This is a genomic window from Archangium gephyra (assembly GCF_049060025.1).
Lineage (GTDB): Bacteria > Myxococcota > Myxococcia > Myxococcales > Myxococcaceae > Archangium > Archangium gephyra_A.
Map to the genome: position 1 here is coordinate 3028951 of NZ_JBMEQQ010000002.1, position 14983 is coordinate 3043933.

The 14983-nt window shown below is 69.1% G+C and carries 9 protein-coding genes and 1 pseudogene; 2 read left to right on the forward strand and 8 right to left on the reverse strand.

What is annotated here, in order from left to right; translation table 11 throughout:
* Positions 1-70: 70 nt before the first annotated feature.
* The 7 genes and pseudogenes from ACN28I_RS12935 to ACN28I_RS12965 form a co-directional block, all read right to left on the reverse strand.
* On the reverse strand, positions 71-829 hold the full coding sequence (locus ACN28I_RS12935) for a hypothetical protein (protein WP_420942345.1): 759 nt from the start codon (positions 827-829) through the stop codon (positions 71-73).
* Complete coding sequence (locus ACN28I_RS12940; protein WP_420942346.1) at positions 786-1784, reverse strand: hypothetical protein; 999 nt, start codon at positions 1782-1784, stop codon at positions 786-788. The genes ACN28I_RS12935 and ACN28I_RS12940 overlap by 44 nt, the downstream gene beginning before the upstream one ends.
* 240 nt (positions 1785-2024) lie before the next feature.
* On the reverse strand, positions 2025-2642 hold the full coding sequence (gene cglE / locus ACN28I_RS12945) for an adventurous gliding motility protein CglE (RefSeq protein ID WP_420942347.1): 618 nt from the start codon (positions 2640-2642) through the stop codon (positions 2025-2027).
* A gap of 112 nt (positions 2643-2754) precedes the next feature.
* Positions 2755-4680, reverse strand: a complete 1926-nt coding sequence (gene gltG / locus ACN28I_RS12950) for an adventurous gliding motility protein GltG (protein ID WP_420942348.1) — start codon at positions 4678-4680, stop codon at positions 2755-2757.
* A gap of 67 nt (positions 4681-4747) precedes the next feature.
* Positions 4748-5023: an adventurous gliding motility protein CglF gene (gene cglF / locus ACN28I_RS12955; protein WP_420942349.1), complete on the reverse strand. Its 276-nt coding sequence runs from the start codon at positions 5021-5023 to the stop codon at positions 4748-4750.
* 126 nt (positions 5024-5149) lie between these two features.
* Positions 5150-6559, reverse strand: a complete 1410-nt coding sequence (gltE, locus tag ACN28I_RS12960; RefSeq protein ID WP_420942350.1) for an adventurous gliding motility TPR repeat lipoprotein GltE — start codon at positions 6557-6559, stop codon at positions 5150-5152.
* A gap of 14 nt (positions 6560-6573) precedes the next feature.
* A pseudogene (locus ACN28I_RS12965) lies at positions 6574-10168 on the reverse strand (tetratricopeptide repeat protein).
* 279 nt (positions 10169-10447) lie between these two features.
* Here ACN28I_RS12965 and ACN28I_RS12970 point away from each other — a divergent pair.
* Complete coding sequence (locus tag ACN28I_RS12970; protein ID WP_420942351.1) at positions 10448-11098, forward strand: hypothetical protein; 651 nt, start codon at positions 10448-10450, stop codon at positions 11096-11098.
* Positions 11099-11168: 70 nt separating this feature from the next.
* Positions 11169-12116, forward strand: a complete 948-nt coding sequence (locus tag ACN28I_RS12975; RefSeq protein ID WP_420942352.1) for an ATP-binding protein — start codon at positions 11169-11171, stop codon at positions 12114-12116.
* A 108-nt stretch (positions 12117-12224) separates the two neighbouring features.
* Here ACN28I_RS12975 and ACN28I_RS12980 read toward each other — a convergent pair whose 3' ends face one another.
* Complete coding sequence (locus ACN28I_RS12980; protein WP_420942353.1) at positions 12225-14768, reverse strand: N,N-dimethylformamidase beta subunit family domain-containing protein; 2544 nt, start codon at positions 14766-14768, stop codon at positions 12225-12227.
* Positions 14769-14983: the final 215 nt, after the last annotated feature.

The following is a 14983-nucleotide window of genomic DNA, read 5'->3' on the forward strand; positions in this document are numbered from 1 at the left end:
GGGCGGGAACGGACTCTACAGCCCGCTCACCGCCCCCAGCAATCGCGTAAATCCCGCCAACTGTCGAGATTTATTGGCTTTCTTGCTCGTTTGCAGCCGGAGCGGACGAGCTCGCCTCGGAGCCCTTCTCGCCCTCGGCGCCAGTCTCTTCAGCCTCTTCGGCGGCCGCGGCGGCATCCGCGGGGCGCTTGGGGGGTGGAGTGGCGGGCAAGGCCTGGGCGCGCTGCACGCCCTCGTTGTCACCGAGCTTGGTGAACAGTTCGGTCGCCTTGTCCCGCAGTTGGAGCTCCTCGGCCAGGGCGGCGGCCTTGGGCAGGTGGCCAATCTGCTCGTAGAGCACCATGGCCTTCTCCTTGCGGCCGATCTCCTCGTAGAGCGCCGCCGCGGTGGCGGACTCCCCGAGCAGCTCCAGCCACCGGGCGCGGCCGGCCGGCTTGTTCTCCGCCTCGGCGCGCGCGAGCTCCTTCTGCGCCAGGGCCTTGGCCTCGTCGGCCAGCTTCAGCCGGTTGAGGAAGTGGAAGGCCTTGGGCGGCGGCAGCGTGCCGAGCACCTCCACGGCCTCCTTGCCGCGGCCGGCGTTCACCAGCAGGGTGGCCGCACCGAGCCGGTCCCCACGCTCCACCAGGGCCTTCACCTCCAGGTCCCGGATGCGGTTGGCCGCCGCGAAGTCGCGGGTGCGCTCGTACGCCTTGCGCGCCAGCGCCAGCTTCCCGGCACGCTCGTAGGCGAGCGCCGCCTGATCGAACTGACGGGCACGCTCGTACAGCCGGGCGACGTTCTCGAAGTCACCCTTGCCGATGTAGATCTCCATCAGGAAGCCGATAGGCACCCGCCTTCTCGAGCACCTGGGGGAGCTGCTCGGCGGGGACCGTCGCCATGAGGCGGCGGGCGGTGTCGTTGTCCTTGCCCGCCAGCGCGGTGCGCAGCGCGCTCTTCAGATCCCCACCGGCCTCGAAGAGCCGGGTGGCATCGGCGAAGGAGTTGTTGCGCTCGTGCATGCGCGCCGCGTCGCGGGTACGGCCCATGCCCTCGAGCTGCTTCGCCTGCTCCGGCCAGTCACCCGTCAGCTCCGGCAGGGGCTGCCGGCGCTCGCGATCGTCACGACCCCGGCGCTCGCCCTCGGGGGCACGCTCGCCGCGCTCCCGGCGCTCGCCGCGCTCAGGGCGCTCACGACGCTCGCCCTCACGGCCTTCACGGCGCTCGCCGCGCTCACCCCGGCCCTCGCGGCGCTCTCCCCGGCCCTCGCGGCGCTCACCGCGCTCACCCTCCCGGCGCTCCCCGGCGGGAGGACGGGCGGCGGCGGGCTCCTCGCGCTCGGCCTGCGGCTCGCGGCCGCTCAGCGCGAAGGCGGCCGAGGCACGCTCCTGATCACCCGCGGCGCGCCAGGCACGGCCCACCAGGTACATGACGTCCACGTAGGCCTGGAACTTCTCCTTCACCGGATCCGCCGCGGGAGCCGCAGGAGCCGCGGGCGTAGCCGCGCCCTCCGCGGGAGCGGCAGCCTCCGCGCCCTCCGCCGGAGCGCCCTCGGCGGCCGTGACCTCCGCGGGAGCCTGCGGGACCTCGGCACCCGCGTCCGGGGTGGCCTCGGCGGCGCCGGCCTCGGGCGGACGCGTCTGGCGCTGCACGCGCAGCAGCGTGGTGATGAGCCGGCCGCGCACGTTGAGGTCCAGCTCCTCGAGCGACTTCACCCGCATGGTCCGCAGCGAGCGGACGATCGACTCGAGCGGCGACTTCTGGGCGGCGAAATCGCTCTTGCCCAGCGCCTTCTCCAGGGTGCTCAAATCGGCGATGACGCGCTGGCCAGGACCGACGGGGCCCTCCGCACGATCGCGCCCACGGCCACGTCCGGGACCATCGCCCCGTCCGCGACCGCCGTCACGACCGCCAAAACCCCCGTCGCGACCACCAAAACCACCACCCGGACCCTCACGGCGCGGACCCTGACCAGGACCGCCGCCCGGGCCCCGCCCACCACCGCGCGGACCACCGCTTCCATTCTCCTGAGGCACGTGACTCTCCCGCTAAAACGCGTAGCGAAGGTTCGGCGTCACCGCGAACCCGAATGACTGAGACCTGACGAAAAAGCTGCCCGTCACCTCGATACCTACCGAGAAGTGGCGAAGGCGTGTGTAGTACTCCAGTCCCGGTCCGGCGAATACCAGAATGTCGGGGTCCGGCAGGAGTTGCTGGGGCCTGAACAGGGCGTAGCCGGCACCACCGCGCAGGTAGATCCACGTGCGCTGGACGTCCTGGGCATCGGCCAGACCCACCAGGTGGAAGCGCGCCACCGCGCCGGGCACCAGCATGGAGAAGTCTCCGGAGGCCGCGCCTCCCGAGTTCCCCACGTACTCCGAGCCCGCCCGGTTGGAGGCCCCCATCACGAAGACGCCCAGCGACAGGCGCTCGCCGAGGTCCACGCCCACCTCCACCTGGGCCATCTGCCCGGGAGAGAAGGGCCGCGGGCTGCCCATGGGGGCCGGCGGGTTGACGATGAAGAACGGGCCACCGAGCACCGAGAAGTAGATGCCGCGCTCGATCTCCTCGAAGGACTCGGCCGGCCTGTCACCGGCGGCCTGCGCATGCGCGAGCGCGGGAAGGGCCAGAGCGGCGCAAACGACAAAGGGGCGGAAGGCTTTCATGCGGGGGCGGACGTTAGCCCAGCAGCGCCGGGACGCCAGTGCCAAAAAGCAAGATGGGCGGCCCCGCCTCGGCGGAACCGCCCACCTGAACGTTTTCACCGCTCAGCGGAGACTACTCGCCGGCCGCCTTGAAGATGAACGGGTACGTGACGACCACCGAGCCGCCGCCCTTGGGCTTGGGGAAGGCCCAGGTACGGACACGGCCGGCCACGCACTGCTCCAGCTCGGCGTTGCCCGCGGAGGACTGGGCCACCGTGGAGGTGATGACGTTACCCTCGGAGGCGATGGTGAAGCGGATGGACACCTTGCCGCCCAGCTTCGGGTAGCGGTTGAGCAGGCTCTCGTAGCAGAAGCGGATCTGCCCCTTGTTGCGCTGGATGACCTGGCGGATGAGCTCCTTGTCGAGCGAGCCGCTCACCGTGGCCTCCTCGGCCGCGATGCCCACGTCCACGCTCTGCTTGCCACCCAGGCCGCCCACGCCGGAGCCGTAGCCGCCCATGCCACCGCCGCGGCCCTTGGTGCCGACCGCGCCGATGCCGATGACGTCACCGCCGCCACCACCACCGCCGCCGCCGCCCTTCAGACCGAGGCCACCGAGGCCGCCCACCATGCTGCCCTTGCCGACGAGGCCGCCCATGGCGCTCTTCAGATCACCGCCGAGGCCGCCACCGCCGAAGAGGCTGGAGGCGCCGCCCTTGCCGCCGAAGATCTTGGCCGCCATGTTCTTGGCCGCCGCCTTCTTGTCGGGCTTGGCGTTGGACGCGGGCTGGGCGGTCTGCTTCACGACCTCCTTCTTCGCCCCCGCCTCCTTCTTCGCCTTGGCGGCCTTCTTCTCCTCCTTCTGCTGGTTGAGCTTCTCGAGGAACTTGTTCTTCTGCGTCTCGGGCGGCTTGACGATCAGCTTGGCCAGGCGCGAGTTGTTGCCCGCCAGCTCGTCCGCGAACTCCTCACCGGCCGCGGCGTGGTTGGCCGCGGCGATGACGAACATCGACGCGAGGAAGAACATCACCAGGAAGATGTTGATGACCGCGAAGTCCATCGACTCGCCCAGCGGCGCCACGGCGCGCTTGGGCACGGACTCGAAGAGGACCTCCAGCGTCACGCCACCCAGGTCCACCCAGAGGAAATCATCCTCCTTGAGGGTGAGCGCGTAGGCCTCGCCCTCGTGGCTGGCCTTGCCGGACTCGATGACGGCCTTGAGGTCCGAGGTCTCGCCCTTGCGGGTCAGCTCGCCCTTCATCTTGCCGGTGAAGAGCACGGTGTAGCCCTGGCCGTCGGTGCGCACGACCTCGAAGCGCTCGCCGCCCAGCTTGGCGTCGCCCATGATGAAGTCGACACCCTTGGCCGAGCCAACGGTGAAGGAGCGCTTCTGGCCCGGGGCGAGGAAGTAGTCGCCCACGCGCTGATCGCCCCACACGAAGTGCATGCCCAGACCGAGCGGGCCGTTGCCCTTGCGGGCCACCCGGCGCACGCGCGGAGCAGGCTCGGCCAACTCCGCCACGGGAGCCGCCACCGGCTGCGCGGCGGCCTTGGGAGCAGGAGCGGGAGCGGGAGCCGCCACCGGCTGCTGCACCACCACCGGTACGGGGGCGGGCGTCACGGCGGCCGCGGCGGCCGGGGACACCGCCGCCTGGGACAGGCCCACGGCCAGCGGCGTCTCGGCCACGGGAGCGGCCACCGGGGCCGGCGCCGGCGCGGTGCTCGCCGCGGCGGACGCCAGGTTCACCGCGGCCACGGCGGCGGGATTCTCCAGGCGGATGGTGGTGCCACCGACCTTGATCTCATCGCCGAAGGACAGCAGTCCCTTGTTGACGCGCTTGCCGTTGACGTAGGTGCCTTCGACGCTGCCCATGTCGATGATCGACAGGCTGCCGTCGGCGGCGACCTCGATGACGGAGTGGATGCGGCTGACCTTCTCGTCCTCCAGGCACAGGTGTGCGGAGGCCAGACGGCCAATCTTGATGATGTCGCGCTCGAAGTCCTTCGCGGTGACGAGCGTCTCACCCTTGAAGACCTTGAGTGTCAGAGGGACGGGCATGGAAATTCCCCAGTTGGCTTTCGGCGATCTCTAGGACAACACGTGCGGTGGCGGGTTCCCGGCTTTTTTACAGCTCACCCACCGACTGCATGACCTTGTCCTCGAAGTCCTCGCGGATGCGGATCAGGTTGGAGTGCTGGACCTTCTTGCGAGCCTCGACGTACTCGCCGTCCGGCTTGGTGAGGTCACCCTCGATGGTGTCGTCCTCGAAGTCGATGGTCTGGGGGCCCTTCTGGGCCTTGCCACCACCACCGGCCTCCCGGCGCGGCGCACTGTCGCCCTCGTCCTGGGCAACGGCCGGGGTCACCGCCAGTACCACGCACAGCATCAGGAGCTTCCGCATGACTTTCTCCGAGCGGCTCCCCCACCGGGGTTCCGCATCACGTCCACCGGCGCCGGAATCCGGCGCCAGCGGACGAAGGTTCGCATCAATCCCCCCACCCTCGCCACAGCCTCCTAGAAGATGTCGTCAGACGGCTCGGCTGGATCCGTCTTGGCTGGATTCTTCTGCTGGGGCGCGGCGGCCGGCTGAGCGTCGGCGGGCGGGGTGTTGGCGGCGGGAGGCTGAGTCCCACCGGCCGGGGTGGCCGGCGCCGGGGCGTCGGTGCCCGCGGCGGGGGTGACGGTGCCACCCTGCCTGGCCTCCTCGGCCTTCATCAGCTCCTGCTGCTGCTTCTGGAGCTTCCTCAAGCTTCTTCTGCTGCTCCTCGGCGGCCAGGGCCTCGCGCTGGGCCTGGACGATGGACTCCGCCTCGCGCAGCAGCCCGAAGATGGGGTGCTCGGCGTTGAGGGCCACCTCGCCACCGGACATGGCGATGTACTTGCGGTACAGCTCGATGGCCCGCTCCGGAGCACCCTTGTGGCGGTGCAGCATGACGGCGCGGTTGAGGTAGATGGCGGCCATCTTCGGATCGAGCTTCTCCGCCTCGTCGTACTCCTGCATGGCCTTGTCGAGCTGGCCCTGGCCCTTGTAGGCGATGCCCAGGTTGAGGTGGGCGGCGGCGTTCTTGCTGTCGGCCTGGAGGATGCGGCGCAGGTGCTCCTCGGCGCCGGGGTAGTCCTCGGCCTCCAGGTCCATCTGCGCCAGCAGCACGCGCGAGGGGACGTAGTCGGCGCGGACCTCGACGGCGCGCTTGAAGGACAGGCGCGCCGCGTCCTTCTTCTCCTCCTGCAGGAGGATGAGGCCGATGGTGTGGTGCAGCTCGGGATCGTTCTGGTCGATCTTCATCGCCCGGAGGGCCACCAGCTTGGCCATGGCGAGCTGCTTGCGCTCCAGGTAGCTGCGCATCATCACCTTGTAGGCGGTGACGGACTGGGGCTCGCGCATGAGGGCGGCGCGCGAGAGCTCCATGGCCTTCTCGTGATCACCGGTCTGCCGGTAGATCTCCGCCAGCCGGGCGCGGGCGTTGCCGTCGTCCGGGTAGATCTTGAGGATGCCCTGGTAGATGGACACCGCGCCGGAGATGTCGCCGGCGTTCTGGGCGATCACCGCCAGGTTCTCGGAGGCCTGGCGCAGGGTGGGCTTCTTCTTGAGGGCCACCTGGTAGCGGGAGATGGCCTCCTGCATGTTGCCCTGGCGCTCGGCGAGCACACCGAGGTTGTACTCGGCCTCGGCCAGGTTCGGGTCCGCGTCCAGCGCGGTCTTGAACTTCCGCTCGAGCGACGGGTAGTCGAAGGCGTTGGCCTTCTTCTGGGCCTCCAGCGCGCCGAGCGCGTCCTCGAAGAGGAGCTTGGCGCGGTTGGAGATGGGGGGCGGCTCGTTGGGCTTGGTGGCCGACTTGCCACCGGTGGTGCCGCCATCCGTGCTGGCGGCCTTGGTGCCCGCGCAGCCCGCGGCGAACAGCGCCGCGAGAGCGGCCAGGAGGAGTGAGCGCATCATGGGGGGGCGATTCATTAGAGGAAGTCCTCCGGTTCCTGCTCGTCCGTCCCGGCCTTCTTGGGCGTCCCTTCCTTGGTGGGAGCGGACGGACCATCGACCTGGGTGGCCGTCTGCTGCTGCAGCCGCCTGGCCAGATCCGAGACGTCCTCGACGGCTTCTTGCGTCTGGCTCTTCTCGGCCGTGGCGGTCTCGACGACGGGCGGCGGCACGTCCTGGATGGCGGTGAGCAGATCTCCACCGATGACCAGGTCACGGCCCTTGGAGAGGGCCACCGTCTCCTCGAGCATCGTGGGGAACTGCTCGGGGCGGTAGGTGTTGCGCAGCATCTTCAAGCTCTCGGCCGCGCAGTTGTTGAAGATGTCCAGCTCGCGGGCCTTGGCCACGGCGTTGCCGAAGGCGTCGGCGGCGCTCTCCTTGAGCGGCTGGGCGTTGTTGCCGAACTCGTCGCGCAGGGCCATCTCCGTCTCCTCGTCGATACCCGGGGGCATGGGAGCGTTGATGAGCTTGTCGGCGAAGTTGTCGTAGACGAGGCCCAGGCGGTACAGGGCGCAGATACCGGGCTCGGCCGCGCCGATCTGCACCGTCTGCACGTACTTCTTCTCCACCACCGCGCGCGAGTCGTTCTTGTCCTTGATGGAGCCCTTGAACTTCTCCGGGCTGGCCGGGCGGCCCCAGGACAGCTTCAGGCGCGAGTAGAACTGGAAGTCCTGCTCCACGCTGCGGAACTGGGCACGGCCCACGGGCTCCAGCGCCGACTTCTCCAGCGACTGCTGCAGACGCTTGGGCAGCTTCTCGTAGTAGTCGAGGATGCGGGCGTACAGCCGCTCGGTGTCCTTGGGACGGCGCAGCTTGTTCTCGTAGATGTCGACGATGCGGCCCTCGGCCATGAGGAACTTGCTGGGGCTGCGCATGTACTGGCGCTCGTACTCCTCGAGCTGCGTCATGGCCTTGATGTAGTTGCCCGTCTTCTCGTGCAGGTCGACGATGGCGAGGAACACGTCCTCGGCGTCCTTGGCCTTGGGCCAGAGCGTCAGGTAGCGCTCGCGCAGGGCCAGCGCCGCCTTGAACTGGCCGAGACCCTCGCGGTAGGTGGCCGCGTTGAAGAGCGCCACCTGGGCCTTGGACTCCTCCCACTTCTGCGGAGCGCCGGGCTTGTCCGACACCACCGGGGAGGCCTTGCCCTTGCCCTTGCCCTTCTTGGCGCGAGCCGGGGCCGCGCGGGCCGAGCCGCCATTCTTGCTGTTCTCGTAGCCGGCGACGTACTGCTCGTACACGTCCGCGGACTCCTGGAAGTCACCAATGGCCTCCAGCGCCTCCGCGTTGTTGTAGATGCACTCCGGCACGAAGCGCGAGGACGGGTACTGCTCGATGATGCGCTGGCGGACCTGGATGGCCTTATCCAGCATCTTCGCCTTGTAGTAGTCCACCGAGGCGTTGAAGAGCGCCACGTCGGCGATCTCCGTCTGGGGGAAGTCCGCCACGAAGGACAGGTAGGCCTCGGCCGCCTTCTCGAACTGGCCCTTGGCCTCGAGCTGGCTCACCAGCTTGAAGCTGGACTGCTCGATGACCTTGGAGAGCTCGTCGCGGAACTTGCCGGTGGCCAGCTTGTCGTTGGCGTAGAACTTGCGGGCCCACTCGTTCACCTTCGCCCAGTCCTCGAGCAGGTTGTACGAGTCGAGGATCAGGTTGGCGGAGATCTCCGCGGCGCGCTCGCCGGTCTCGAACTTGTACTCGGGCGAGCCGAGGGCGATCTCGCTGAAGCGCAGCACCGCCTCGTCGAAGTGGTTGTGGCGGTAGTAGATGTTGGCCGCCTTGAAGGCGATCTCCACCTTCTTGTCGCCCTTGGGCACGTACTTCAGGTAGCGCTCGCAGGCCTCCAGCAGATCCTTCCGGGCCTGCGGGATGGCGGCCTTCTTGCGGATGTCCTTGCTGACCTCCTCCTTGAACATCCCCTTGGCCTCGGCGTCCTTCACCATCTCGTCATAGGCGAGCACGGCGTTGTACGCGGCGTTGTTGAGCCACTTGCCCGGCTTGCCGGGCTTGGGGTTGCCCTGCTCGTCCTTGGCCTCGAGCTGCTTCACGTCCTGCAACACGACGAGCGTGTAGTTGGCCGCGGCCTTGTCGTACTTCTGGAGGTTGTCGTTGAGGAGCTCGGCCCAGAAGAAGCGCAGGTCGTACGCCTTGGAGCTTCTCCGGGAAGAGCGTGAGGTAGTCCGAGTAGATCATGTCGGCGTAGCCGAACGTGGCCTCCTCGCGCGTCTTCTTCGCCTCGTTGTGCCAGGTGACGGCGAGGTTGGACAGGGTGCGCTCGGCCAGATCCTTGGCCTCCGCGAGCGCCTTCTTGTCCTTCTCCTCCTTGATGACACCGGAGCCCTCGACCTCCTTCATGATCTTCACGAGCCGGCGCACCTGCGTGACGGTGCGCTCCTTGTTGCCCATGCGGAGGACGATGTCGACGATGCGGCCCTGGAAGCCCGGGGCCTCGGGGGAGAGCGGCTTCTCCTTGATGAGGGTGTTGTAGGTGATGGCCGCCTCGCGGTCCTTGCCATCGCCGTAATACATGTTGGCCAGCGTCCGCATCATCGCGAAGCGGTCGTCCGGGTTGGTGGCGACCTTGGAGAAGTCCTCGCGGGCCAGCATCACGTCACCCTCGCGGGCGTAGGCGCGGACGTAGTCGGTGCGCGCCTCGCGCACCAGCGAGCTGCCCTTCTTGTTGGCCGTGCCGTCCTTCTCCACCGCCGCCGCACCGGCCAGCTCGCCGTAGAGCACCACGGCCTTCCACTTGTCCTTGGCGCTGGTGTAGTCGCCGAGGTTGAAGTGGCACCAGCCCTGCTTGTACAGCGCGAAGGCGTACACCTGGCTCTCGGGGAAGTCGGCGGCCTTCTTGTAGGCGGCGAGCGCCTTCTCCAGGTCCGAGTGCTTGCCCTTCGAGTTGTTGAAGTAGTACTCGCCGAAGGCCAGCCAGGCGTCGGGGATGTACTTGGACTTCGGGTGCTTCTCCACCAGGCGCTTGAAGGCCACCAGCGCCTTGCGGTCCTGGCCGTCCTCCATCAGGTAGGTGCCGAGGAAGAAGAGCACCTCGTCGGAGCGCTCGAAGTCCGGGTACTCCTGGACGATCTTCGTGTACTGCTCGAGGGCGAGCTTGCCGTACTGCTTCATCCGCGTGAGCAGCTCGGCCTTGCCCGCCTTGGCGCGATTCTGGCCCGCGGTGTCACCGCGGTTCATCGCGTCGAGGAGCTCGTCGTCCTTGCGGTTCGCCTCGAAGAAGTAGAACTTCGACTCCTCCCAGTACAGCTCGCCCAGGCGGAAGAGCAGCGAGGGCTGCTCCTTCTGATCCGCCGAGAGGGAGATGATCTTCTTGAGCGACTCGATCTGCTCGCGGCGCTTGGTGGCGACCTGGCCTTCCACGCCGAGACGGAACTGGTCGTATTGGAGGGCGGGAGCGTTGTCCTGCTTCTCCTTCTTGCGGCTGATATCGCCAGCGAGCGACTTGTCCACCACGGCAGTGGAGCTCTTCTTGCCGAGGGCGGCGTCGCGCGGCGCTTTCTTGTCCTGCGCGTCGGCCGTCGTGGCCAGGAGCAGAAGGCTGAGGAGGAGCGTACGGCGCATGGGGTTCCTCTGCGGGGTTCTACCGGCCCGGCCCCTCGCCTGCTCGGCAAGTGTCCGGGACTCTTCGGGAATTTCCATCTGGAAGGCTGCGCACTATGCGCGGTGCGTTGTGGCCGGTCAACAGGGCCTTGGGGGCATGCTGGGCTGCTTGGACCCAGCCGGAAAGATTTCAGAGGGGCTGTGCGAAAAGCGTCGTGCAGGTTGCTCTGTCAGCCCCTGCTGGTAAGGGGAGCCTTGCGCCCGGCCGTCCGGTTGCCCACCAGGGAGATGTAGCGACACATGAGCCTCCTGCCCGAGAGCGCCAGCTTCGAGGAGCTGGTGCAGGACTACTTCCTCGCGATGCGAGGCAGCGGATTGATGCTGTCCGCGCTGGACGTGGAGCTTTTGACGTCCTGGGCCGAGCAGGGAGTTCCCTTCGAGGTGGTGGCGCGGGGCATCGCCCGCTCGGCGGAGAAGGCGCTGTGGGACGCGCGCCCCGGGGAGCCGGTGCTGCGCAGCCTCCGGGCGTGCCGCAGGCAGGTGGAGGCGGAGCTCAAGAAGCACCGGGCGCTCACGGCGGGCGCCGGCAGCGAAGGCACCGGGCGCACGGCCCGGACGCGCTCGTGGGAGGAGCTGCGCCACGGCCAGCTCCAGGCCTCGCTGGAGCGGCTGGCCGAGCGGGAGCCGGTGCTGGCCCCCCGCGTCCACCGGCTGCTGGAAGCCGTGCTGCACGAGGTGCCCACGGATTTCGCGCGGATGGAGGCCCTGGAGACACTGGTGGGGCTGATGCTGCTGCGCGCCCTCCCCTTCCCCGAGCGGCTGGAGCTGTGGCGCACGGCGCGAGGAGAGGACACGGACCAGCAGTACATGTCCTTCCGCGCGCGGCGGCTGGCCCGGCGCTTCCGGCTGCTGGCGGTGGTGCGCCGGCGGCTGGGGCTGATGGATTCCTAGAGCGGTAGGTGGGTGAAGGTCCGTGTAGCATGCTGACGAGCGTCAGGGCGCTCTGCTATGGCCTGCGGTCATGGGCACCAAGGCGAGCGGCGAGGTGTGTGGCGAGTGTGGGGGACGGACGTACCTCATCGAACGGCGCGGAGACCGGGCGCATGCACGGGTGTGCACGTGCTCGGCCCGGTGCGGCTTGTGTGAGGGCCGAGGGTACGCGTACGAGGTGCGCGAGGAGACCTTCAGCGCGAAGGTGGGCCCCAAGCGCTACGAGGTGCTCGTGCCGTGCGTCTGCCAGCACCGGGCGAAGCGCATGGATCACTTCAACCAGGTGGGGCTGCCCGGCGTGGTGGCGCACTCGGGCTTCGAGAACTACCGGGCCTTCAACGAGGCGCAGGATCGGGCGCGCAACCAGGCCATGCACTTCGCCCACCACTACACCAAGGGCGGGGTGAACAAGGGCTTCATCCTCAGCGGCCCGGTGGGCACGGGGAAGACGCACCTGCTGGCCGCCACGCTCAAGCACCTGGTGCTCGAGGTGGGCCTGGAGGCGCGCTACGTGGAGATCTCCCTGCTCTACGCCACCATCCGGCGCGGCTTCCAGGAGGGCAAGAGCGGCGGGGAGATCATCGGCCCCCTGTCGGACGTGGAGGTGCTGGCCATCGACGAGATGGGCAAGGGGCGCGGCAGCCAGTTCGAGATGGAGACGCTCGATGAGCTGATCGCCCGCCGCTACAACGCGGGCCGCACCACCCTCTTCGCGACGAACTACTCGCTGGAGCCCGAGCGCAAGAGCGTCCGGTCCGCGGCGCCGAGCGGCTACCGCACCACGGAGGACGCGAAGAGCGCGGCGCGTGACGTGGAGCTGCTGCGCGAGCGCGTGGGCGAGCGCATCTACAGCCGGCTGTGCGAGATGTGCAGCTTCGTGGAGCTGCCCAAGGAGACGCCGGACCAGCGGCGCATGCGTCAGGAGTTGGACATCCGGCCCGGCCCACCTCCGGGCGGCATGCGCGGCCCGGGGCGCTGAGCCCGCCGGTCGCCGGGCCCGGTCGCGAGCAACTGGTCCGATTGTTGGACCAGTTGATGGAGAGCGCGGCCGGGAGGCCGGTGGGTCCCGTGAGCCGACTGGCTCAGCTCACGGCGTGATGGCTCGCAGCAGCGCGTTGCCGGATTCCGCCACGTACAACGTTCCGTCCGGGCCCACCGCGAGACCCGCGGGCAGCACCAGGTCCGCCTCGGCTCCTGTCCCGTTGCGCGAACCGAAGCGGCCCGTGCCCGCCAGCGTCGTCACCTCTCCACTCGGGGAGATGCGCCGCACGCGGTAGTTGCCGGGATCCGACACCGCCAGGCTCCCGTCCGCCAGCACCGCCAGGCCCAGGTACGGCAGCATCCGCGCGTTCTCCGCGGCACCGTCCGCGAAGCCTCCCGGCGGCGCTCCCGCCACCACGCTCACCGTGCCGTTGCGCAGGGCCACCACGCGCGACATCCCCGTCTCCACCACGTACACCGTCCCGTCCGCCCCCACCGCCACCGCCGAGGGCCGGTACAGCCACAGGTTCGACGGCAGCGTCGTCACCGGGCTCCCCGGAGCCAGCAGATCGATCCGCCGGATGACGCCGTTGCCCAGGTCCGCCACCAGCAACTCCCCCTGCGGCGTGATCGTCAGCCCCGCCGGCTGGTTGAAGCGCGCCTGCGCCGCCGGCCCGTCCACCAGGCCCGGCTCCATCACCGCTCCGGCGAAGACCGTCGTCGTCCCGTCCGGCGTGATGCGGCGGATGCAGTAGTTGTCCGAGTCGGCGACGTAGACGTTGCCCTGCGCGTCCGCGGCAATCCCCATCGGGCCGTTGAGCCGCACCGGCGAGAGCGTCGAGATGCTCCCGTCCGGCGCCACCCGCTTCACCTTGTTGGCCATCGCGTCCGCCACCGCCCAGCCTCCGCCGGGCAGCACCGCCACCGCCACGGGCGCCGCCAGCAGACCCCGGCCCGGCGCACCGTCCTGATCTCCGCGCCGCCCCGCCTCCCCCGCCACCGTGCGCACCGCCGGCGCGTAGGAGCCTCGCGGCTTCGGCAACGGCGTCGCCGGGAGCACCACCAGATCCTTCGGCACCGCCCGCCCCAGCGCACGGTAGAGGACGTTCGCCACCAGGCGCGCCGCGCGCGGATCCGCCGAGTCACTCGTCCCCAGCGTGTGCACGAAGTCCACGCCTCCCGCCGAGAACACCCACGCGTTCCCCTTGCGGAACACCACCATCTGCCCGAAGCCGAACGCGCCCTGCAGCGACAACGCCGGAGACTCCGCCAGCACCTCCAGCCCCGCGGGCGAGTGGCCGTTGTCCACCACCTGATCCTGCTCGTAGCCGTTCGCCTTCCACAGCGTGTCCCCGTTGCGCAACCCCGTCCCGTCGAAGGCCCAGTGGTTCGCGTCCGTGATGACCGTCGGGAAGGCGAACTGGTGCCACCGGCTGGAGAACATCACCCCCAACAGCGCGTTCTCCGGCCGCGGCGTGGCCAGGTCCCTGAACTTCGCCGTCCGATCCGGGCTCCTCAGCCCCACCGGATCCTGCGCGTCCCCCTTGTAACAGGTGACGATGCGCCTCGCCCTGCCGTCCGCCGCGGGCTCCAGCCGCACCTGCCAGTAGGCCTGGTTCGCTCCGAGATTGACGATCGACCGGCCCTCCGCCACCGCCTTGTCCGCACGGTCACGGATCGTCCGCGTCCAGTACTCGTCGTGCCCGGACATCACCAGCACCTTCGCCTCGCGCAGCGAGTCCCCGCTCCGATCCAACTCCTCGTTGGTCACGTACGCCACGTCCAGCCCCTGGGCCTCCAGCCACATGATGAGCCCCTGCTCGTCATCCAGCAGGTGCCCCGAGCCGTAGCCCCGGTAGAAAGGCCGATCGTAGGAGGACTGGAAGGCGCGCCCCTTCCCGGTGACGCGGAACTTGTCGTCGTAGAGGCTCGTGCCGCCCCAGGTGTTGTAGGCCGCCCACGTCGCCGTCGGGATGATCACCGTCACCTCCGAGCGCGGCTGCACATCCCTCACGAAGAACGGCACGTAGCGCTGGTAGCCGTCGTCCCGCACCAGCTTCACCACGTACACCCCGCGCACCCAGCTCGCGTTCGTCTCGAGTTCCAGCGTCGGCGTCCAGTTGCACGCGACGATGCCCGTGGGCTTCTGCGGCGGGCACGGCGCCTGCGGCACCGCCTGCAGCGGCCCTCCGCGCACCACCTCCCGCCCGCCCAGGCCCCCGTAGTAGCCGAGCCGGTACACCTCCCAGCTGAACTTGCGCGGCCCTCCCGTCACCGAGACCGCGATCGGCACCCGCTCTCCCTGCGTCACCGTGGAGACGAGCGCGTACCCTTCGATTTCATTGTTGTTGGCGGCCCGCCTGGTGATGCGCCACGCCGCCGTCCCCGGACGCGCGTTCTCCTTGCGGATCGCCTGCGCGTCATGCGGCGGAAGTGGAACCGGATCCGTCCCTCCATCCTCCGGAGGCGGCGTCGGGCCCCCGTCCACGATGTCCGGCTCTCCACCATCCGAGCGCTGCAGTGGGGGATTGTCGCGCCCACCGCCATTCGGCTCGCCCGGCCCCGTCCCGGTCTCCTCACACCCTCCGGTCAGGCCCAGGAGGCAGAGTACGGCAACAAACACCCCGATGACTCGAACGCCCTTTCCCATGCCCGCCTCCCGACCCCCTTGGGGCTGCGAGGGTAAGCACGAGCCACAGCATGGGAAGTGTTTCACCCATCCAAGAGAGGCATGTCGGACAGATTGGCACCGTGGCAGCAAACACACCGACTCCAGCGGCATAGACGACTGCTACAAAGAGGCGAATCCACAGCGGCCCCACATTGAGCACTATCCAACCCCCTGACGGGCCTCCGTGGCTCCCC